This window comes from uncultured Streptococcus sp., assembly GCF_963528215.1.
GTDB lineage: Bacteria > Bacillota > Bacilli > Lactobacillales > Streptococcaceae > Streptococcus.
In genome coordinates, this window is record NZ_CAURVL010000004.1 from 86,016 (window position 1) to 105,677 (window position 19,662).

Consider the following 19,662-nt stretch of genomic DNA (forward strand, 5'->3'; position numbering starts at 1 on the left):
AAGCGACAATAGAAATGGATAGAAAAAATGTTTAGGAAGAAAAAAGTTATCATAGCATTAGCGACAGCTACTGTCCTTTCAGGCAGTGTGCTGCCTGTCAGCCGCCTAGCGGCAAATGAAAAGGCCAGTCTGGATCCATCTTTAGTTCAGGTGTCAGATCAATTTCAGGCCAAGAAAACAGGAGCAGTCGTCTTTTCAGAAGATGTAACAGTGCCAAGCACAGTGTCAGCTGATTTCATTGATAGTCGTCTGGCTGGCACGCCGATGGCTGGATTGGGAAAAGCTTTCAAAAAAGCAGAGAAAGATCATGGAGTTAATGCAATTTTTCTCGTAGGGCTGGCTATTCACGAATCGGATTACGGCCGCAGTCAGATTGCTCAGGCCAAGCACAACCTGTTTGGTTTCATGGCTTATGACTCCAGTCCTTTTTCCAGTGCAGGAAATTTCGCAACATTTGATGACGGTATAGATACAGTCGCCCGCTATCTCAGCGAGCACTATCTCAAGCCTGGCGGTCAGTTCTACAATGGTAAGAGCATGGCTGCTATCAATGTAAGATACGCATCTGACAAAACTTGGTCAAGCAAGATTATGATTCGTATTCGAAATTTTTTGAAAAAAGGTTAAGGTGGCTGGGACAATCATGTCTCAGCTTGCTTTATTATAGGAAGAATTTCTTGGTGAGGCGACTGATGGAGTTTTTGCTGCTCTCTGTAGCTCTAAAAATTCTTAATCATCCTCTCGGGACTAAAAAACTTGCTTCTGCGACATCTACATCGTCTTTTATGGCGAAAAATGACTTAATTAGGGGATTTATGAAAAAAAAGTTTGACGTAAGCGATGTGTTAAAGGAAGCCTGGGGATTGACTGTTGATTACTTTTTTGTATGGACAGCAGGGCTTGCTATCATTCAACTGCCATTTTTTATTCTGGCACTATTAATTCTATTTTTTTCTCCATTTACTTCTTCATTTGTTCCAAGTATGATTTTCTTTGGATTTCTATGTTCTTTTGTGATTTCTTATATCCATAAGTTTTCCTTGACCATGGTTCGTAATCCGCAGATGGTGCGAAGAAACTTCTGGAGGGCTGTTGGCTACAGTATTTCTGATGGCTTTTTTGGGCGTTTGCTTTCTATGTCTATTTATGTCTTCATCTTTTTCTTGGCTATGTTACTTCTTTTTGTATACTTTTATAATGTCTTGATGTCAGATGCAAATTTTCAAGAGATTATGGGAACTTGGCTTATTTGGGTTGCAAAAAATCAAGAGAAGATAGCTAGCATGCTCTTCCTGGTTTTTTTGATAGCACCAATGTTTAACTTGGTATTCCATTTGTTTTACAGCTATTTTGTAGCCTCTCACTTCTTCTTATTGCCCTATATTATTCAGGATACCAACTCCTCTGACAACCTATTGCGTCCTCTGTCAGCCTTTGGCAGCTTGGGCAAGTCCTTTTCTCGTATGAATGGTCAGAGAGGGCGTTACTTACTGGTAGAGCTTGTCTTAAAGCTTATTCCTGTAGGATTGGGTCTAATAGAAGTTTTGAGTTTACTTTTTGGCGATGGCGTGTCTAATGTTGTGGGAATGATTGTTAGTATGATAAATGGCTTTTTGCTGATTTATGCCTTGGCAGCCCGTTCGGTTATGGCCGATATCCTGATGTCTTATGATCGGGAAATAGTTAATTTTGGAGATTAATATTTATGAAAAAATTAGAAAGGGTTTTAGGATTTAGGATAATGAACGATGAATGATGTAAAAGTAACAAGGGTTTTCAGAGAATCTTGGGTTTTTGTTACAGAATATTATTTTGTTTGGCTGAAAGGCCTTTTGCTAGTCGGAATTCCGCTTGCGACACTGGCTTGGTTTCTTTTTCCGCTGGTTTCGAGTTGGTCTTACCGATCCATTTTAGTCTTGACTTGTTTAGCTTTTATAATTGCCTTCAGTTTTGCTTATACCAATAAATTTGCCTTGACAGTGATACGAAATCCGCAGATGGTTAAGCTCTATTTTGGCTATGCGGTTTGGTATAGTATCTCAGATGGCTTGCTTACTCGCCTCTTTTATTCCTTCATTGTCAGTGCAGTTCAGGTTCTGATTCTATACATGGGTTGGTCGGCAATCGGCATCAATCTTGGGGTGGCTAGTCTCTTTGCCTTTTATCGAAGGGCAGTAAGTCCAGAGGCCATTGTGATTTTCCAGTTTCTTTTTCCTTTCTTGTTCATGGTCTTTTACCTGCTCTTCACTTATCTGGTTGATTCGCACTTCTTTTTGCTGTCCTATATCATTCAGGATACTAGCTCCAGAGACAATCTAGCCAAGCCGCTTTCTTTTTATGGCTGTCTGAGAAAGTCAGTCCTGCTGATGAAGGAGCGCAGAGGTCGTTATGTTCTGCTCAGCTTTTTTCTAGCTTCTTTTGGTGGGCTGATTGGCTTGGGGACTCATCTCCTGATGGATCTGATAAGGCAGTATATTGGTCCCTTGCTGGGTGAGCTAGATGAGTTACTTGGTCTGATCCAGATGATTCCTGTCCTGGTTTTCAGTAGCTTTTACTGTGTATTTGTTCTGGCTGTGCGGACTGTTTTTGCCAACGCCCTGATGGAAAATGACACAGAGGTGGTGGATTTTGGTGATTAATTCAGGAAGTCGAAAGTCCAGACAATAACTTTATAGAAACAAGAGGAAGGATATGAAATCCGTAACAAGAATTTTAATAACTGCTTTGGTGCTAACTGGGATTGGCTTTATCCCCCTGCCTTATCAAGTGGAGACCTTGAGACCGGCTTTGAATGCCAAAGACTTTGTCCAAGTTCAAGGAGGAACTAGTCAAGGAAAAGGTCAAATCTATGTCATGGCTGTCGGTGTTTCCGATGCCCGAGTGTTCAGTCTCTTTTTGACTTTGCTGCCTAATTACAGGCTGGAAACAGAGTATGTCTCTGTACCTGAAAACTATTTTGATAAGGAGAAGGGACGGGAAGAGCGAGAGAACAGCACTATGGGGTCTTCCCATCTCAATGCCTTGCAGGTAGCTTATCAAGCAGCTGGTCGTACTGTTGAGATTAGACATAAAGAGATTTTTGTGGATGCTGTCAGCCAAGAGACGCCGTTAGCTCAGGAGCTGCAGAAAGGTGATGTGATTTTAAAGATTGACAATCAGAGTTACACTAGCCCATACGATATTGTCGATCAGACGGAGCAGCGGCCAGTTGGCGATGTGGTATCAATTGAGTACAGCCGTAATGGTGTAATCGGTTTGGCTAGCGGTCCTGTGATTGTGGATGAGACAACTGGTAAGCCTGGTTTGGGGATTGCATTGGGTTCTAAAGCCAGTGTTGCCATGAATCCTCTGACGAAGTTTAAGAGCAACGGTGTAGCAGGTCCCTCTGGTGGACTCATGTTCAGTTTGGAGCTGTACAATCAGCTCGTGTCTGAAGACATTACCAAAGGAAAAGCTATTGCTGGTACTGGAACGATTGACCACAAGGGAAATGTTGGCCGGATTGGCGGGATAGAGATGAAGGTCATGGCTGCAGATAAGGCAGGCGCTGAGATTTTCTTTGTTCCTGATGATACCATTGACGCTGATATTGCCCAGTACAATCCCAAGTTGCGCTCTAACTACCATGAGGCACTTCGTGCTTCTATCAAAATCAAGAGTAAAATGAAAATCGTCCCTGTCAAAACCTTCAACGAAGCTTTGAACTATCTCAGAGAGATGGAATAAGAGACTTTACTACTCTATGAGTAGTCAATAGAAACAAAAGCTCCTGCTAGTTATTTATCTGGCGAGGGCTTTTATTATAGAATTTTTTCAAATAATTGCCACCTTGGCACATAAATTCTTGCTTTCCAAATTGAAGTGTGATATATTTATAACATAAAGAGTGTTAAATATTTCTAACATAAGGAAAGGAGTCTATCATGAAAAAAAGTCAAAAAACGGGTGGCCTCATTACAATGATTGCCGCAGCTCTCTTTATTGATTTTACTGTTTTATTTGGTTCTAATCTTAGTTGGGGACCCAAGTTAGTTATTACTGGTATTTCAGTGTCAGGTCAAATTGTAGCTATTTGGAGCTGGCTACATAAGAGTCAGAAAGGTAAGGGAAAGATTATTTTTGACTTGTCTGCTAAGCTTTACACGATACTTGTGTTTGCAGCAAGCATTTTTTATACAGTAGGAATTTGGGTTGCGACCCCAAGCGAAAGTTCTGGTATTAAAGAATGGATTTTGGGAATTGGACTCGTTATTGAAGTGATTTTATTTGGTTTTTTCTCTTTGAAAAATGTCAAGGAAACTCCAGACGAACGCTTTTATGCTAATTTAGCTAAGGCAGCTAGCTTGATGTTTGTCTTTATACTAGGCGCACTGATGATCCTAGCAGTTATCATTGGGTACATGGGTTCTCTCACTCTCTACATGGGCCAGATCTTTATTAGCATAGCTGCCTTGATTTGCATCTTTGCAGTTGTCTATCTTATCTTGGAGCGGAGAGGATAACCATGGCCAAAGAAAGCAAGATTATCACTAATCTCAAATCCGTTCGCGAATCCATGGGCATGACCCAGCAGGAGCTAGCCGACCGCATCGGCATGCGGCGCGAGACAATTCTGCACTTGGAAAATAACCGCTATAATCCTTCGCTGGAAATGGCTCTCAAAATTGCTCAAGTCTTCAATCTGAAAGTAGAAGACCTCTTTGAACTCAGACAGAAAGAGGAGGCATAGTTCTTTTCGAGACTTGCTATTAAGTTTGTTGTTCAGCTAGGGCTTGAAGCAAAAAGAAAAAATCCTTTGAAATGTTGATTTCAAAGGATTTTTGTTATATAAATTACTTCACTTCTGTAAAGGTTTGAAATGTTATTTTAGCGTCTCTCAAACGCTGTTAAATCAACGTTTGAAAAATTTTTATTAAAAAATGTAGTCAGAAATGTAGTCATAGGACTAATCTGTAAGTTTAGCTATTTCCCTTAGATAAATCTCAACCGCCTCAGCCTTCTTTTTAGGAGCTAATTCAGCATAAGTATCCATGGTTGTTTTGATGGATTTATGCCCCATCCTTGTTTGAAGCTCTTTCCAGTTTGCCCCAGCATTGAGCATTAAAGAAGCATGGGTGTGGCGAAAGAGGTGGAAACCATAGTTTGGCAATCCTAACTCAGTTAGGCGTTTTTTTAGTGTTGCACGCTCGTTTCTGTCGCACATATAGTTCCCGTAGATAGTTGGGAAAATCAAATCAACGGTAGGAAGATTATGCTTCTCGAAATAGCAACTCATTTCATTGTAGAATGCTTGCAAATCTTCTAAAATTTGTCTTGGAACAGCTACTCGGCGATTACCTGAGTCAGTTTTTGCACTATTTTTACAAATTATTTCGCCTTTTATATCTAGCTTTTTATTTCCTGCTTTCCACATTAGAGTCTTATTCACAACAATCTCATTAGTGTCAAAATCCAAGTCATGAATGGTCAAAGCAAGAAGTTCATTGATTCGTAGAGCTGATGCTAGAAGAGTATCACAGATAACTTTGAATCGACGACTTGCTCTTGTATTTGGTAAACTACTAATATGTTTCAACCATGTAGCCAATTCTTCTTCATGTAAAACCATAATACGTTCTTTAGAGGATTTGGGTTTTGGTGGAATTTTAACTGAGCTAGCAGGATTGTGTGTCAATTCAAAATTGGTAATACCAAAATCAAAGATATCACTCAGTTTGTAAACAACAGCTCCGAAATCTTTTGCGTGTCCCTTTTTAGACTTTTTAGCACCTGATTCAACAGATTTTTTTGATTGTTGAGCAAGCTGATTGATCCATAATTGAATATCAGCAGACTTAATTTCTTCTGGTTTGTAATCACCAAATTTAGGAATAATATAGGTATTTAAGTATCCTCTAACACGGTTGATAGTGTTTTGAGATGATACCCACGTTACAAAGCTTGTAAACCATGCTTCTGCCAATTCCTCAAAACTATTGATGACTAAAGTCTCTTTTACCGTCGAACCTTTAGCTTCAAAATCAAGTCTAGCTTCAATAATTTTTCGGTCAAGACTTCTTAGGGTTTTAGCAGTAATGGAAGATGTTATCTTCTTACCAGTTTTGGAGTCTACACCAATATAAACTCCACGTTGTGTGTAGCTTATTGTACTATTGTTTTTAGTTGTTTTAATGACCTTTCTATTTTTGTAAACGATAGTTTCTTTTTGCATATCAGCCTTTCTTTTTCGGATATATAAAAGGCTAAAATAACAACCTCACATGGATTTAATGTGATGGTATTATTTTAGCATATTTTGATGTTAAAGAGTTAAATAGTTTATCACATCATCCATTTTGTAATAAACGGTTCGAGTACCTTCGATAGGTGGTTCTAATCGTTTTAAACCTATTTTTTCCCATGATCTTAGGGTATTGGGGGAAATTTTTAGGATTGATAACAGTTCTTTTTGAGTCACAATCCCCGCCTTCTTTTGGATATCCTGCTGTTGCTGAATAAGAGTGATTAGGTAACTTAGTAAATTTTCAATTTGACTGAGCCTAGTTTGTTCGTTTATAATCATTCTTTCTCCTTTCATTCATCCATCGCATCAATTTTTTCAAGAACTTCTTGAATGCCTTGTTCAAGGATAGTCAATCCTTCTGTGGTTCTTGCTTCGTTTAATGGTACAGTGTTCAGTTTCTGTACCAGATGTTTTAGGGCGTGGAGTTGGTTTTTAATTTCTTGAATTCTTGAGTTCATATTAGTTGTCTTTCTCTGGTGTGTTTGTAAGCTGTGCTAAATAGTCTTGGTATAAACAGTCCCATTCTTGGAGGAGTTGTTGCTTGTATGGGTAGAGCTCAGGAGAATTGTTTATCTCCCTTTCAAGCTCTGCTAATTGGCGTGCCATTTGTTGTTTTTTGAGTGTATATTCTGGTGTCATTTGCTTTCTCCGTTGCTATTGATAATATTGATAAATTCGTTGAAAAAGTCGGCTGATGCTTCTCTTTCAATGGTGTGAAAAGGATTAGGGAAGTCTTTTCCGTCTAGTTTGGTGTAGGTTGCTTGTTCAGGCTGATAGGTCATGTGGTAGAATTTATCGGCTTCCACTAAGATTACAGTGCTCAGTCGCCTATTGAGCTGTTCAAAGCTATCAATGCTTTTGAGGTGTAAGATATTGTCGTAGAGTTCTTTTGGCGAGTAAGGACTCGTGATGAATAAGGTTTCAGCTGTCAACGCTTTGTCAACGTAGCGTGAAGGCAAGAAAACATCAAAATTATAAGGGTCAATGATTTTTAACAAGTCCTCGTATCGGAAAGTATCGGGTCTCAGTTCATCAATGATAACCGTTTCTTGGTTGTGATAGGCTTGAAAAGGGTCACGGCTAGACCCTGTTACATAGTAGGGTGTTCCCTTGTTTCTAGCGTAGGTTTTGGCTAGTCGGGTCTTTCCGAGTCCAGAAGCGCCGTAGATATAAATGACTTGCTTCATCTTGCCTTGCAGTTTCATCTTTTGAAGGAAGTCTTTTCCGAGCTTTTCTTGCCTTTTTGCGGCAACGGATTTCAGGCGATTACTGGCTTTGGCGTATTGACTTCCCGTTAGTTCATTTTCAATCTCTTCCAGAGTCAATACTCCCTCGTAGAGTAGGTCAAGGTATTCTTTAATTAGTTCGCTTTCATTTTTGTTGTGAGCTCGTTCAATTTGTTTGGTGATACTTTCAAGTTTTCGCTCAAAGTCAAAGTTACTGATGACATCTGTTACAGGATATTGGTATTTGTTTTGGGCGTCGGTGGTGCGGTGCACCAGATAGCTGTAACCGTTGTTGAGATGCTTGAAAAATTCCAGACGCTCTACCTGGGCATCTTCTCGCTTCCCTTCTTTATCATTGATTTCCCAAGCAAGGCTGTAAGGGCTACGGGCGTGTTTAAAGTACAACATGAGGTGGATATGGGGTTCGACTAAGTCCCCGTTTTCATCAATGTCTTTGTCATGTAAAATACCAGCCCACTGAAACGGCTGAGTAGCTTGAACAATGCGTGCAATTTCGTCTTTCCAGTCAGGTAGATGAGCGAGGCGCATTTGTTGGGTGTACATAAAGGAACGTTGTTTCTTTAGCTTCTTGGTCATGTGTGTAATCCTTTCTAGTTTTGGCACACTGGCACAGATAGAAATGCGAGACAATGCCAAGACCAGTCTCGCAATAGATAAAGGAATAAGAGGGGATAGAAAGCAATGACACACTTTTGTAAATAAAAAGTGTTGAAAGGTCTTCTTGTCTGCGACAAAGACCTTTCAACACTCATTTGAAGCAAGTACCGATAGTTTGATACCACCCCTTTTGAATTTGTTCAAAGTCTGAGAAAACAAAATCGCCATCAATTTCTTGTAGTTCTACTTTCATTTCAGGAAGCAACTGCTTGGCTCTTTTCTTGTTTTCGTGGTCATGGGGTAAACGCCACTTGACGATAATCTTATCGGCGGTATAGACAGCTGTCAGAGTCTGTAAGGAGTGATTGAATTTCTTTTTAACCGCCTTTTGGTCAGTAATGATTCTCATATCCAGCTGGTTATCTGGGTTAGAGGTCAGGATACGTCCAAAACGCCGTAAGCGATAGGTGACTAGACAAGAACGCCCCAAAGTTCGGAGAGCACCTTTCCAGTAAGCAAAGAGCAGAAAGGCAAGACAAAGAGCGCCGAATGACGTAGCTAAGTAGAGACTGAGCTGGGAAAGGACTCTCCCAAACTCAGCTAGCTGAATCTTCTCCAAATAAGGAATCGCAAATGAAAAAAAACAAAAAGCACTAAAGCCAACTCCAGTGCCGATTAGAATGTATTTGAATATGTTGTAACGATTGACCATTAGCGTTTCTTTCTATAGTGAGGTGTCAGGAGGGGCATGATATTACTGTCATGCTTGCCGTCGCTAAACTTAACAATCCCTGTCCCGATACCACTAGGGACAACGATATTTTCGATATGGGCGTTAGGGAGTAAGAATTGGGTCGTGTTGGTGTTAATTTCCCCCAAGATAATGGAACAGTTGATTTGTTCCCGAACGGCGAGATTCCCCCCAAAGGCAGTTGCATCAAAGCGCTGGGAAACAAGAATCAAGGAAACCTTGGTCGCTCGACCTAAAAGAGCGACCGTTCCGAGAAGTTGGGCAAAGGTATCTCTTGCTTGTTTAGAAGAGCCCTGAACCAGGGCGAGCAATTCATCAATGATGATGTAGGTTCGCTTTAGAGGAGCGTTAGGGTATTTGAGGAGGAGTTCTTGGCGCTCGTAGATTTTGTTTATCGCACCCCCAAGAACATCATTTACCTCAGTGATGAAGCTATTCAGGTTAGCCCCTCTATTAGGCGATAGGACCGTCAAATTCAACTCTTTTCCTAAGCAATAGATGTCTGCTTTTTTTGGGTCAACAGCGATAATGTCATCTGTTATTTTATGAATACATCGTATTAAGTATTCTAGAAAATAACTCTTTCCCGAACCTGATGAACCGCTGATAGCCATATGGACAACATCATTTAGGTTAAAGTTAACTTGATTCGCCATCAGGGGAATATAGCTCTCAGAAACCTCGCTTTTGATAAACTGATGAATATCTGGAATAGTTAAGCGAGTTGGAATTCCGTCCATCCAAGGGAAAAAGAAAGCACGTGCCAGATTTTGTTCTTCTATTTTGTAGGGAAAGAAGATAGCGTTGTTTTGTAGGAGTAAGGTCTTGTATGGATAGAGAATACCTGAGCAAATGTCCGCGATCTTGAAATACAAGTCGCGGTCAAGGACGTAAGAAACAGGAAGATTGGGAATGAAAAACATCCCCTTATCTTCCTTAGCAAGGTGGATGGAGAAAGAGTTGGTGAAACTTGACTCCCTATTGATGTCAAGCGTGTTGTTTAAGTTTGTGGTGATAAATTTGATGAGGGAAGCATCGTCAATATGAACTTTTTTGAGCATAAGAACTCCTCTATGCTTTCTGAATGCTTTTGGCACGGAAGTAGACATTATTTTTGATTTGAATGGCTTCTAATTTTTCAAAGCTCACTTCATCTCCAATAGAGAAGAAAGTCAAGTCAGGTTTATTTTCAGGAAGAAATTTCACACGGAAAGGATTGTGGCTTGCGGTCGCAATCCAGGCTTGATAACCTGAAATAGTATTTGTACGAGCATTGTTTTCATACTCGTATTGTGTTTCGAGTTCTAATCCTACAATGTGAAGAGTTTCGCTTCCAAGAGCTTCTGTTGCGAATTGTTCTGAATAACCATTTTGGTTTTTAATTTTGAAGGCCATATTTTTACCTCTTTTTTAAATTTGTTGCATCCAAAAGTTCTCCTTTGGATTGGAGTTTTAGTTGTTTTTACCAACTAATAGCAAATAATTGAACATTTTTGTGTGCACATATTTTCAGCAAGCACTTCTGTAACGGAAAAATAACAAAAAAGACTTGTTCTTGTTCTTGACAAAGAATGTCATTTGTGTTAATTTCTAATTGTAAGGGATTAAGAGACTAGCGAAAAGCTAGAAAGTGCTGAAAAGTAAAAACGTTTCATGGATTAAAAGGGGTTAGGGGTATCACCCCTAGTTTAATTTCTGTGTACACAGAAATTAAGACACATATAAAAAAATTTTTTTGTAAAATTTCTCTTTGAGCAAGCTATTAATCAGATTTGCTAGGAGCAGTTGGTACAAAAAGTGATAATTAAGAATGGATGGAAACTCTTCATAACTATCTAATCGCTGCGGTTAGGTAGTTTTTTAAGAAATGTATATAGTCAAATTATAGAGGAGAAATAAAATGAGAAGCGATTGCGATATAGAATTAGAAACTGGAGAGCCAGTAGAAAATTTTTTAGCAGAGTTAGGAAACTTATATGCTCAGTTACTGGCAGGTGACTCAGAAGTTAAAGGTAATATAATCTATCTTTCAGATTATCGTGCTAGAAAGTGTTCGTTGTCAGAGGAGTTCGAGGATTTTTTGTTTAGTAGTGAAGTTTTTGTATATCAACGAGACGAATATGAAAATATTTCAAGAATGGACTTTTATAGCATCTTAAATTCTATTGATAAAAATGAAAAAGCACCTGAAATCATTGAATTTATTTCACCGGCTCGAAAAAAAGAAAATTGTGAAGGTCTATTTCAAATAGATGATGTAAAATTGGCATACTATACAAATGGTAAGCTTATAGTTGACACCAAAGGAATTTGTCATCCAGTTGCAGAAATGTTTTATGACAAGTGGGATAGTAAATTAAAATATAACAAATTAGCAGTTATAGATATCAAAGTGCCTCCTTTTGAATAGATATTGTAAGTGGGAATTAACTTATAACATTTTTGGAGATAACTAGAAAATCCATCAAGCTGTTTTGTTAGCTCTGAGAAACTATTAAGAGACTTTGCCTCTTAATATTGCGTATATCTATGTTGTAAATGCACGGATTCAAAAGAGTTTGGGACAAAAGTCCAACCTCAAATATAAAAAGCGAACAAAGCTAGTTTTCTGGTAATCAGAATTCTGCTTTGTTCGCTTTTCGCATTTAATTATAGATTTGAAGGGCTTAATAATTAAGATTTTTAAAAATTGAAATCTTTTTGTCCCAAACTCTTTTGAATCCGTGCAAAGCATTGAAAAAACTATGCTGTTTCAATACCTTCACGAAGTAATAATAAAACAAAAAGAGAGCCTCGGGGTGAAGCTCCTCTTTGATTTTTATATCCGAATTTCTAAATTTATTTCACAAAAAATGTAGTCAAAAATGTAGTCATTCGGTTGATTTTTATTGCAATACATTGAAATTTGAAAATTCAAGAATCGCGTTAAATCAAGGCTTTTTCGTTTCTACTGAAACGTAATGACCCACTATTTAACTTCTGTAAACACAACGTGCTTGCGAAGTTTTGGTGAGTATTTCTTCAATTGAAGACGGTCTGGAGTGTTACGTTTGTTTTTAGAAGTAAGGTACAAGCGTTCACCAGATTCTTTGTGTTCAAGTGTAATATTTACGCGCATGGTATCTCCCTTCTATTATTCAGCTGATGCAGCTTTAGCGATTTTACGTCCTTTGTAGTATCCTTTAAGTGATACACGGTGAGAACGTGAGTAATCTCCAGTAGTTTCGTCAAAGTTTACAGATGGAGCTGTTACTTTGTAGTGTGTACGACGTTTATTTTTCTTCGCTTTTGATGTGCGACGTGCAGGTACTGCCATTTCGTTTTTCTCCTTTTAAGATATAAATTCAATTAGGTTTGATTTTCATCAACTTTAACAGTATAACAAAACTTTTTTGTAAAGTAAAGTTACTTGACAGATTTTTTTCTTCTTTTTGAACCCCCCCTGAGCTTCTAGTTATCTTCTTTTTGCTTGATAGGAAAAAGTTTCAAATCCGCCTCTATATTTTCCCAATCTTCTGAAAATTTAAAAATTTTCCTCTGTAAAATACAGCCTAAGTGTGGTATAATAAGGAACAAAGACTACTGTAATGAAAGGGAAAGCTATGACAGATAAGGATATTCGTCACAGAAGTAAGATTTATGACAGTATGGTTAAATCTCCTAACCGTGCCATGCTTCGCGCGACGGGGATGACAGATAAGGATTTTGAAACGCCTATTGTTGGGGTGATTTCCACTTGGGCGGAAAATACACCCTGTAACATCCATTTGCATGACTTGGGCAAGCTGGCCAAGGAAGGAATCAAAGCAGAGGGGGCTTGGCCTGTTCAGTACGGGACTATTACGGTTGCGGACGGGATTGCCATGGGGACGCCAGGGATGCGCTTCTCTCTGACCTCACGCGACATCATCGCAGATTCCATCGAGGCTGCAATGGGTGGGCATAACGTGGATGCTTTTGTAGCTATCGGGGGCTGTGATAAAAATATGCCTGGCTCCATGATTGCCATTGCTAACATGGATATTCCTGCTGTCTTTGCCTACGGCGGAACGATTGCACCGGGGAATCTGGACGGCAAGGACATTGATTTGGTTTCTGTCTTTGAAGGAATCGGGAAATGGAACCATGGTGACTTGACAGCTGAGGAAGTGCGGCGCATTGAGTGTAATGCCTGCCCTGGTCCTGGTGGCTGTGGCGGTATGTATACGGCCAATACTATGGCGACGGCTATTGAAGTTCTAGGCATGAGTCTGCCAGGATCATCTTCTCACCCTGCTGAGTCCAAAGACAAGCAAGAGGATATCGAAGCAGCTGGTCGTGCTGTTGTAAAAATGCTGAAAATGGGGCTGAAGCCTTCTGACATTTTGACGCGCGAAGCCTTTGAAGATGCAATCACGGTGACCATGGCTCTAGGCGGTTCTACCAATGCTACTCTGCACTTGCTGGCCATGGCTCACGCGGCCAATGTTGAGCTGACACTGGATGACTTTAATGTCATTCAAGAGAAAGTACCGCATTTGGCTGACTTGAAACCGTCCGGTCAGTATGTCTTCCAAGACCTTTATGAGGTTGGTGGGGTACCGGCTGTGATGAAATATCTCTTGGCGAACGGCTTCCTGCATGGTGATCGCATCACTTGCACAGGTAAGACTGTGGCAGAGAATCTGGCAGAATTTGCTGATCTGACACCAGGTCAAAAGGTTATTATGCCGCTTGAAAATCCAAAACGTGCAGACGGTCCATTGATCATCTTGCATGGTAATCTGGCCCCAGACGGTGCTGTTGCTAAGGTTTCTGGTGTTAAAGTACGCCGTCATGTTGGACCAGCCAAGGTCTTTGACTCGGAAGAAGCTGCTATTGATGCGGTACTGGCCGATGAAGTGGTCGATGGCGACGTGGTTGTAGTTCGCTACGTTGGACCAAAGGGTGGCCCTGGTATGCCAGAAATGCTGTCACTTTCTTCTATTATCGTAGGGAAGGGGCAAGGAGACAAGGTGGCTCTTCTAACAGATGGTCGCTTCTCAGGCGGCACTTACGGCTTGGTTGTCGGACACATTGCTCCAGAAGCTCAAGATGGTGGCCCGATTGCCTATCTTCGTACAGGCGATATAGTCACGGTTGACCAAGATACCAAGGAAATCTCTATGGCAGTCTCTGACGAAGAGCTGGCGAAACGTAAGGCAGAAACGACCATTCCACCGCTTTATAGTCGCGGGGTACTTGGTAAATATGCTCACATGGTATCCTCTGCAGCTAAAGGTGCTGTTACTGATTTCTGGAAACCAGAAGAAACCGGCAAGAAATAGCTTATATATGATAAAAGAACCCGCTAGTTTTTCTAGCGGGTTTGATATTTTTATTTTAAATACTGATAAGTTAATTGTCTTCTTATCTAGGACTGATTCCCAAAGCAATGCGGCCGAAGCGGCTGATACGAGTGATTTTCCAAGCAGGAGACCAAGTAACCTCGACAGAGGCGCTTTCAATCTCATCTATTTTTTTAAGAGAGTCCATAATGGCGATGGGCAGGCTCTCAGCACAGTCACAGGCTGTATCGGTAAAGGTCATGACAACCTTGCAGTGGCCGTTTTCGTCTAAGTTGATTTCATAAATCAGCCCTAAGTTATAGACATCCAGCTCTACATCCGGATCGTAAATACGCTCGAGCTTCTCCACCAACTTATCCTGAATTGCAGCTGCTCGATCATTGATTTTGATATCGTCTCTCATGGCTATTCCCTTCTATCTGAGTTGAATTGTTTTTATTTTCTCACAATTCAGACTTTTTTTCAAGCTATTTTGGAACATGAAAACGGATTTAGTTCTTCCAAATGAAAAATCCCTTTCGGGCTCCTCAAAATGGCGGACTTATGATAGAATATAAGTACTAAAGAAGGTGGAGGTCAGAAGATGAAATTACAAAAACCTAAAGGAACTCAGGACATTCTTCCTCAGGAATCAGCCAAGTGGCAGTATGTAGAAGACTTTGCCCGCAAGACATTTAAAAAATACAATTACGGCGAAATCCGCACGCCCATTTTTGAGCACTATGAAGTCATCAGCCGCTCGGTCGGGGATACGACAGACATCGTGACCAAGGAAATGTATGACTTTTATGATAAGGGCGACCGCCATATCACGCTACGTCCAGAGGGGACAGCGCCTGTGGTGCGTTCTTATGTAGAGAACAAGCTTTTTGCTCCTGAAGTGCAAAAGCCTGTCAAAGTCTACTATATGGGCTCCATGTTCCGCTATGAGCGGCCTCAGGCTGGCCGTCTGCGGGAATTTCATCAGATTGGAGCAGAGTGTTTTGGCTCTAGTAATCCTGCTACAGATGTAGAAATGATTGCCATGGCTGCTCAATTTTTCAAGGACATTGGCATTACCAATGTCAGCTTGGAACTCAACTCGCTGGGGAATCCTGAGAGCAGAGCTGCTTACCGTCAGGCCTTGATTGATTATCTTACCCCACTGAAGGCTAGCCTTTCAGCAGATAGCCAACGTCGCTTGGAGGAGAATCCGCTGCGCGTGCTGGATTCTAAAGAGCTTGAGGACAAGGCGGCTGTAGAAGGTGCTCCGTCTATTCTGGACTATCTGGATGAGGAGAGCAGTGCTTACTTTGAGGCTGTTCGCTCTATGCTAGAGACCTTGCAGATTCCTTATGTCATCAATACCAACATGGTTCGTGGTTTGGATTATTACAACCACACGATTTTCGAGTTTACAACTGAGGTGGCAGGCAGTCAGCTGACTATTTGTGCTGGCGGCCGTTATGATGGGCTAGTTGCTTACTTTGGCGGACCTGAAACACCAGGTGTTGGCTTTGGTATGGGCTTGGAACGTTTGCTTCTGGTACTTGATAAGCAAGGAGTAGAGCTGCCGATTGAAACCGCTCTGGATGTTTATGTAGCGGTTCTAGGAGCTGGTGCCAATGGCAGAGCTTTGGAGTTAGTGCAGGCTCTCCGCGCACAGGGCTTTGCGGCAGAGAGGGATTATCTAGACCGCAAGCTCAAGGCTCAGTTCAAATCTGCGGATATCTTTAAGGCCAAAACTCTTATCACCTTGGGTGAAAGCGAAGTGGAAAGCGGTCAGGTGACTGTTAAGAACAATCATAATCGTGAGGACATTACTGTTAGCCTAGACCAAATCCAAGAAAACTATCAGCTTATTTTTGAGAAATTGGGGTTTTAAAGGCTTGATCCTAACAATTGAAAATGCTATAGTATCAGGCGTTTGAGCGAATTTGGTTGACAACATGTCAATATATTTTCTAAAAAAATATCTTTAAAAGCTTGAAACATAAAGTGATTATTGATATAATGTACCCGTTATATAAATTTGCTAAAGGAGAGACAACTATGTCACAAATTAAATTAACTCCAGAAGATCTTCGGACTTCTGCGCAAAAATATACTCGTGGTTCTGAAGATGTTAGTCAAGTTCTTAGCAGCTTAAAACATGAACAAGAAGTTATCAGAGGAAACTGGGATGGTTCTGCTTTTCGTAGCTTTGATGCACAATTTGAAGCACTATCTCCAAAGATTGAAGAATTTGCACACTTGCTTCAAGATATTAATGCTCAGTTGCTTAAAGTTGCTGACATTGTTGAAGAAACAGATGAAAATATTGCTTCACAAATTCACTAATTTTGTTATAACGGCTTTAGGAAGGCAAGAGCCTTCCTATTTTTGTAAAGATTAAAAATGAAAAAATGGCAGTTTCTTTCATGTTTGATAAGAAAATCGCTGCAATGTAAAGGCAAGCTCTGACAATCTGAATCAATATCTGAATTAGACTGTTAGAGCTGTTTGTGTCTTTCTGTGTGCTTTTTTATGTAACAATAAACTAAAAAAATTTAAAAAGAAAAAGAAATTTACATCCATGGGAAATAAAAAATTACTTAAGTATATAGGAAACGTTGTTTTGGTTATTGCCTTGCTGGCTGCAGTAGTGACGCTGAATGTCGCAGTGCAAAAGAATACAAGCACTGCTAGGGACAGCAAGATTCGCACTGACCAAAAGACTAAACTAAATGTTGCGGTTGTCAATGAGGATCGGGCTGTCAAGGTTGACAAGAAAGAGTACAATCTTGGTGCTAGCTATGTCAAGAATCTGGAACGAGATGACTCTCAAAACTGGTATATTGTGACGCGTGGAGCTGCGGATACTGGTCTTGAAAATGGCAAATATCAACTGGTCGTAACGATTCCAAGTGACTTTTCAGAGAAGGTGTTAGATGTTAATGCTATCAGCGCAGATCGGACAATCGTTACTTATAAGGTCAATGCTGCTGGAAATCAGCAGATTGAAAATGAAGCTAATAATCTGGCTAAGGATATTATCGCAGATCTGAATAGCCAGTTGGTTGATATGTATATGGCAAGCATCTTGAGCAATCTATATACAGCTCAGCAAAATGTGCAGGCTAGTTCAGAGGTGCAAATTACCAATATTGGCAATTATCGAACCAACTTGTTGGAGTCTGCTATTGGCTCTAAGAATATCTTCCCAACGTTGGTTAGTATGTCTGCCTCATCTGTCGAAGCCAATAACTCTCTGAAGACGACTCTGGAAACTTATGCTAAGGCTTTCGATGACTTGGATAATTCTCAGGCCACTTATGGAAAGAATTTTGATAGCCTTCTCAAACAGCGGGCGGATGACCAAATCAACTATGCTGCTTTTATGAAGCAACTGATGGAAATGGATGAAAAAGTTGTCCATGATGATACTCAAAAACTCTACGCTAAGTTAGAAGAAACACAAAAAAATTTCACTAAACAGCTTGGCCAGACCGATGAAGTAAAAGATGTTGATGCTGATAATGTTAGTAAGCAATTAGCGGATTTGGAATCTGCTTTGGAAACAGAACGTGGTCAATTAGATGTCCATAAACAGCAGATTAAGGACTTTGTTGATAATAAATTAAGGACCTACTATGGTGTTGAAGAAGGTAAGCCTATTGCTCTTAGCGCAGTTTTTGGAGATGCTATAACAAGCTATGATGCTTCTTTGAAGGCACAAATAGCTGAAGCAGTAAAAGCTTTGCCAACTTCTCAACCAACAGAGGTGAAATTCGGATTGCCTGTTCCTGCTCTTGACTATTCAACCATTTCGCAATTTGGAACACCACAAGGAAATGGAAGTGCTGAGTTAGACAATCTGGCAGCAGCTGCAGAGAAAGCGGCTAGCTCTACAGCCAGCCCAGTTAATAGCCAGGTTGGAAAGGCTACTTTGTCAGTCACTCCACCAACAGGTGTAACAATTAAAACTATTACATACAATGGCGAAACAGTAGCAAATGGGCAAGAAATTAATTTAGCTGAGGGGGCTAATTTTAATGTGCAGTTCAGTGTAGCTAATGATGCTGCAGCCACTTCAGTTGACAGCTCAATTGATATTTCTCTGAATGGTATTAAGGTTGCAAGTGCGCCGGTGAATGTAGAGGATGCACAAAAAGCGGCAGCGGCATATGGAGCTAAAGTACAAGAGATTTCTTCTGCCTATCAACATGTTATGTCTTTAATCCAAGCTTATAATTCTTTTGATGAGTTAAAAAATAAAGATATGTCTGAATCTTTATCTACCCTTTTGATAAATGCTATTAATTCGAATCTAGATAGTTATCAAAATAGCTTGTCTAAAAGTAACGATGGTAAGAGTCAAGGGGTTAAAGAAACCTTAGATGAAACGATTAGTAACTTGAAAAACAAGATCGAAGAAGTCAAAGGAACTAACGCTAAACTCGCAACAGAAATCGGAGAACAGCTCAACCTTTATGAAAACCTACAAACTAGAATGACAGATATTTCAAAAGCTCAGGCTTCTTCTACAGAAGCGTTGGCTAAAACTGACACCGATTTGTCATCTCTAAATTCAGAATTCTCATCCTTGCTGTCTTCAACTTCTGGCGTTAAGTCTTCTTCACAGACCAATGTGCAAGCAGCTGATAGTGTCAACCAGATCTTCAGCAGCTTCAATCGTGAGCTGGAAAATGCACAAGGAACGACAGAGAAACTGTCTGCGAATGCTGAAAGCTTGATGGGACAATTCAATAAGGAATTGGAAGATAATGGCAACTTTGTGGAGTCCTTTGTCAAGGTTCTTAACAATGCCTATGAGAACGGTGTTCCTAATGAAGTATTGTTGGACTTCCTATCTAATCCAGTTGCTCAGTCTTCTTCATCTGTCAAAGCGACTGTCAATGTTTACCGTCCATTTACTTGGATCCTCTTGTTGGAGATTGTCAGTCTCTTTACGGCCTATCTCTTTGCAACACAGAACATTGTACGCAAGGTTAAAGACCGCTTTAAACTTAATAAACTACAAGATACAGATATTACGACTGTTGGCATCCTAGGCTTCCTGTCTCTGACAATTGGGCTAGTTATTGGGATTGTCTCCAGTATGCAGCTTCACATCGGCAAGGAATATGTACCATCATGGGTCTTGTTGATTGTGGTTGCTAGCTTTGTCTTGATTCAGGGGCAGTATTTGTTCCTCAAGCATCTGCGCGTGATGGGTATGGGCTTAGCTTTCTTCATGATTATCAGCTTTGTCTACCTATCTAATGCCATTGGTACGACAGCTAGCTTGACTGGCTTCCCAGCCTTTATCAAGAGCTTGAATGCCTTGTCTGTACTAGAAGGTATGCTGTCAGGTTACTTTGACGGCAAGACAGCTGGTTTCTTTGCCATCTTTGGTCTGATTGTCTTGCTGGCTCTGCTGGTTGCAGCTAATATCTTTATCAAGACTAGAACATTAAAAACTGAGGAAGTTTAAAA

General features: G+C 40.4%; 22 protein-coding genes. 11 read left to right on the plus strand and 11 right to left on the minus strand.

Annotated features, from left to right (window positions below; all coding sequences use genetic code 11):
* The first annotated feature begins 27 nt into the window (after positions 1–27).
* From RWS24_RS02955 to RWS24_RS02980, 6 genes are all read left to right on the plus strand, one after another.
* Positions 28–627, plus strand: coding sequence for a glucosaminidase domain-containing protein (locus RWS24_RS02955; protein WP_002894168.1), 600 nt, complete (start codon positions 28–30; stop codon positions 625–627).
* A gap of 158 nt (positions 628–785) precedes the next feature.
* Positions 786–1,700, plus strand: a complete 915-nt coding sequence (locus RWS24_RS02960; protein WP_314365313.1) for a hypothetical protein — start codon at positions 786–788, stop codon at positions 1,698–1,700.
* A gap of 48 nt (positions 1,701–1,748) precedes the next feature.
* Positions 1,749–2,639, plus strand: coding sequence for a hypothetical protein (locus RWS24_RS02965; protein ID WP_314365220.1), 891 nt, complete (start codon positions 1,749–1,751; stop codon positions 2,637–2,639).
* A gap of 52 nt (positions 2,640–2,691) precedes the next feature.
* The gene (locus tag RWS24_RS02970) at positions 2,692–3,726 is read left to right on the plus strand and encodes a SepM family pheromone-processing serine protease (RefSeq protein WP_223338084.1); all 1,035 of its coding nucleotides are present in this window, start codon (positions 2,692–2,694) and stop codon (positions 3,724–3,726) included.
* A gap of 197 nt (positions 3,727–3,923) precedes the next feature.
* Positions 3,924–4,502, plus strand: a complete 579-nt coding sequence (locus RWS24_RS02975) for a DUF3796 domain-containing protein (protein ID WP_314365227.1) — start codon at positions 3,924–3,926, stop codon at positions 4,500–4,502.
* Between the two features lie 2 nt (positions 4,503–4,504).
* Positions 4,505–4,729: a helix-turn-helix transcriptional regulator gene (locus tag RWS24_RS02980; protein WP_002894155.1), complete on the plus strand. Its 225-nt coding sequence runs from the start codon at positions 4,505–4,507 to the stop codon at positions 4,727–4,729.
* Between the two features lie 216 nt (positions 4,730–4,945).
* Here the strand turns inward: RWS24_RS02980 and RWS24_RS02985 are convergent, their stop codons facing one another.
* The 8 genes from RWS24_RS02985 to RWS24_RS03020 form a co-directional block, all read right to left on the minus strand.
* Entirely contained in the window at positions 4,946–6,211 is a 1,266-nt protein-coding gene (locus tag RWS24_RS02985; protein ID WP_314365229.1) for a site-specific integrase, read from the minus strand.
* A gap of 90 nt (positions 6,212–6,301) precedes the next feature.
* A complete protein-coding gene (locus RWS24_RS02990) occupies positions 6,302–6,562 on the minus strand; it encodes a MerR family transcriptional regulator (RefSeq protein WP_314365233.1) in 261 nt (86 codons plus the stop codon).
* 11 nt (positions 6,563–6,573) lie between these two features.
* The gene (locus RWS24_RS02995) at positions 6,574–6,741 is read right to left on the minus strand and encodes a hypothetical protein (protein ID WP_314365234.1); all 168 of its coding nucleotides are present in this window, start codon (positions 6,739–6,741) and stop codon (positions 6,574–6,576) included.
* 1 nt (position 6,742) lies between these two features.
* Complete coding sequence (locus RWS24_RS03000) at positions 6,743–6,922, minus strand: hypothetical protein (protein WP_314365237.1); 180 nt, start codon at positions 6,920–6,922, stop codon at positions 6,743–6,745.
* Positions 6,919–8,106: a Rep family protein gene (locus RWS24_RS03005; protein ID WP_314365240.1), complete on the minus strand. Its 1,188-nt coding sequence runs from the start codon at positions 8,104–8,106 to the stop codon at positions 6,919–6,921. The genes RWS24_RS03000 and RWS24_RS03005 overlap by 4 nt, the downstream gene beginning before the upstream one ends.
* Positions 8,107–8,278: 172 nt before the next feature.
* On the minus strand, positions 8,279–8,839 hold the full coding sequence (locus RWS24_RS03010; protein ID WP_314365243.1) for a hypothetical protein: 561 nt from the start codon (positions 8,837–8,839) through the stop codon (positions 8,279–8,281).
* Positions 8,839–9,939 (minus strand): cell division protein FtsK, encoded by a 1,101-nt coding sequence (locus RWS24_RS03015; RefSeq protein ID WP_314365246.1) that lies wholly within the window; start codon positions 9,937–9,939, stop codon positions 8,839–8,841. The genes RWS24_RS03010 and RWS24_RS03015 overlap by 1 nt, the downstream gene beginning before the upstream one ends.
* A gap of 10 nt (positions 9,940–9,949) precedes the next feature.
* Positions 9,950–10,273: a hypothetical protein gene (locus RWS24_RS03020; protein WP_125353418.1), complete on the minus strand. Its 324-nt coding sequence runs from the start codon at positions 10,271–10,273 to the stop codon at positions 9,950–9,952.
* 505 nt (positions 10,274–10,778) lie between these two features.
* Here RWS24_RS03020 and RWS24_RS03025 point away from each other — a divergent pair.
* Positions 10,779–11,288, plus strand: coding sequence for a hypothetical protein (locus RWS24_RS03025; protein WP_314365251.1), 510 nt, complete (start codon positions 10,779–10,781; stop codon positions 11,286–11,288).
* Positions 11,289–11,846: 558 nt separating this feature from the next.
* On the opposite strand, the gene rpmG is transcribed toward RWS24_RS03025, so the two are convergent.
* Together rpmG and rpmF are read right to left on the minus strand one after the other, a co-directional pair.
* Positions 11,847–11,996: a 50S ribosomal protein L33 gene (gene rpmG, locus RWS24_RS03030; protein WP_001265622.1), complete on the minus strand. Its 150-nt coding sequence runs from the start codon at positions 11,994–11,996 to the stop codon at positions 11,847–11,849.
* 15 nt (positions 11,997–12,011) lie between these two features.
* The gene (gene rpmF / locus RWS24_RS03035; protein WP_000290417.1) at positions 12,012–12,194 is read right to left on the minus strand and encodes a 50S ribosomal protein L32; all 183 of its coding nucleotides are present in this window, start codon (positions 12,192–12,194) and stop codon (positions 12,012–12,014) included.
* Between the two features lie 286 nt (positions 12,195–12,480).
* Here rpmF and ilvD point away from each other — a divergent pair, with 286 nt between their 5' ends.
* Positions 12,481–14,184, plus strand: a complete 1,704-nt coding sequence (gene ilvD, locus RWS24_RS03040) for a dihydroxy-acid dehydratase (protein ID WP_314365267.1) — start codon at positions 12,481–12,483, stop codon at positions 14,182–14,184.
* Positions 14,185–14,266: 82 nt separating this feature from the next.
* Here the strand turns inward: ilvD and RWS24_RS03045 are convergent, their stop codons facing one another.
* Complete coding sequence (locus RWS24_RS03045; protein ID WP_002899327.1) at positions 14,267–14,608, minus strand: metal-sulfur cluster assembly factor; 342 nt, start codon at positions 14,606–14,608, stop codon at positions 14,267–14,269.
* Positions 14,609–14,788: 180 nt separating this feature from the next.
* On the opposite strand from RWS24_RS03045, the gene hisS reads away from it, so the two are divergent.
* The 3 genes from hisS to esaA all read left to right on the plus strand — a co-directional run bounded on the left by hisS (position 14,789) and on the right by esaA (position 19,660).
* On the plus strand, positions 14,789–16,069 hold the full coding sequence (gene hisS / locus RWS24_RS03050) for a histidine--tRNA ligase (protein WP_314365270.1): 1,281 nt from the start codon (positions 14,789–14,791) through the stop codon (positions 16,067–16,069).
* 167 nt (positions 16,070–16,236) lie between these two features.
* A complete protein-coding gene (locus tag RWS24_RS03055) occupies positions 16,237–16,524 on the plus strand; it encodes a WXG100 family type VII secretion target (protein ID WP_227965047.1) in 288 nt (95 codons plus the stop codon).
* 235 nt (positions 16,525–16,759) lie between these two features.
* Entirely contained in the window at positions 16,760–19,660 is a 2,901-nt protein-coding gene (gene esaA, locus RWS24_RS03060) for a type VII secretion protein EsaA (protein WP_314365274.1), read from the plus strand.
* Positions 19,661–19,662: the final 2 nt, after the last annotated feature.

Bases quoted from the DNA above. Each gene is read 5' to 3' on its own strand.
- RWS24_RS02955 (WP_002894168.1), top strand. From the start codon at position 28: ATGTTTAGGAAGAAAAAAGTTATCATAGCATTAGCGACAGCTACTGTC.
- RWS24_RS02960 (WP_314365313.1), top strand. From the start codon at position 786: ATGGCGAAAAATGACTTAATTAGGGGATTTATGAAAAAAAAGTTTGAC.
- RWS24_RS02965 (WP_314365220.1), top strand. From the start codon at position 1,749: ATGAATGATGTAAAAGTAACAAGGGTTTTCAGAGAATCTTGGGTTTTT.
- RWS24_RS02970 (WP_223338084.1), top strand. From the start codon at position 2,692: ATGAAATCCGTAACAAGAATTTTAATAACTGCTTTGGTGCTAACTGGG.
- RWS24_RS02975 (WP_314365227.1), top strand. From the start codon at position 3,924: ATGAAAAAAAGTCAAAAAACGGGTGGCCTCATTACAATGATTGCCGCA.
- RWS24_RS02980 (WP_002894155.1), top strand. From the start codon at position 4,505: ATGGCCAAAGAAAGCAAGATTATCACTAATCTCAAATCCGTTCGCGAA.
- RWS24_RS02985 (WP_314365229.1), bottom strand. From the start codon at position 6,211: ATGCAAAAAGAAACTATCGTTTACAAAAATAGAAAGGTCATTAAAACA.
- RWS24_RS02990 (WP_314365233.1), bottom strand. From the start codon at position 6,562: ATGATTATAAACGAACAAACTAGGCTCAGTCAAATTGAAAATTTACTA.
- RWS24_RS02995 (WP_314365234.1), bottom strand. From the start codon at position 6,741: ATGAACTCAAGAATTCAAGAAATTAAAAACCAACTCCACGCCCTAAAA.
- RWS24_RS03000 (WP_314365237.1), bottom strand. From the start codon at position 6,922: ATGACACCAGAATATACACTCAAAAAACAACAAATGGCACGCCAATTA.
- RWS24_RS03005 (WP_314365240.1), bottom strand. From the start codon at position 8,106: ATGACCAAGAAGCTAAAGAAACAACGTTCCTTTATGTACACCCAACAA.
- RWS24_RS03010 (WP_314365243.1), bottom strand. From the start codon at position 8,839: ATGGTCAATCGTTACAACATATTCAAATACATTCTAATCGGCACTGGA.
- RWS24_RS03015 (WP_314365246.1), bottom strand. From the start codon at position 9,939: ATGCTCAAAAAAGTTCATATTGACGATGCTTCCCTCATCAAATTTATC.
- RWS24_RS03020 (WP_125353418.1), bottom strand. From the start codon at position 10,273: ATGGCCTTCAAAATTAAAAACCAAAATGGTTATTCAGAACAATTCGCA.
- RWS24_RS03025 (WP_314365251.1), top strand. From the start codon at position 10,779: ATGAGAAGCGATTGCGATATAGAATTAGAAACTGGAGAGCCAGTAGAA.
- rpmG (WP_001265622.1), bottom strand. From the start codon at position 11,996: ATGCGCGTAAATATTACACTTGAACACAAAGAATCTGGTGAACGCTTG.
- rpmF (WP_000290417.1), bottom strand. From the start codon at position 12,194: ATGGCAGTACCTGCACGTCGCACATCAAAAGCGAAGAAAAATAAACGT.
- ilvD (WP_314365267.1), top strand. From the start codon at position 12,481: ATGACAGATAAGGATATTCGTCACAGAAGTAAGATTTATGACAGTATG.
- RWS24_RS03045 (WP_002899327.1), bottom strand. From the start codon at position 14,608: ATGAGAGACGATATCAAAATCAATGATCGAGCAGCTGCAATTCAGGAT.
- hisS (WP_314365270.1), top strand. From the start codon at position 14,789: ATGAAATTACAAAAACCTAAAGGAACTCAGGACATTCTTCCTCAGGAA.
- RWS24_RS03055 (WP_227965047.1), top strand. From the start codon at position 16,237: ATGTCACAAATTAAATTAACTCCAGAAGATCTTCGGACTTCTGCGCAA.
- esaA (WP_314365274.1), top strand. From the start codon at position 16,760: ATGGGAAATAAAAAATTACTTAAGTATATAGGAAACGTTGTTTTGGTT.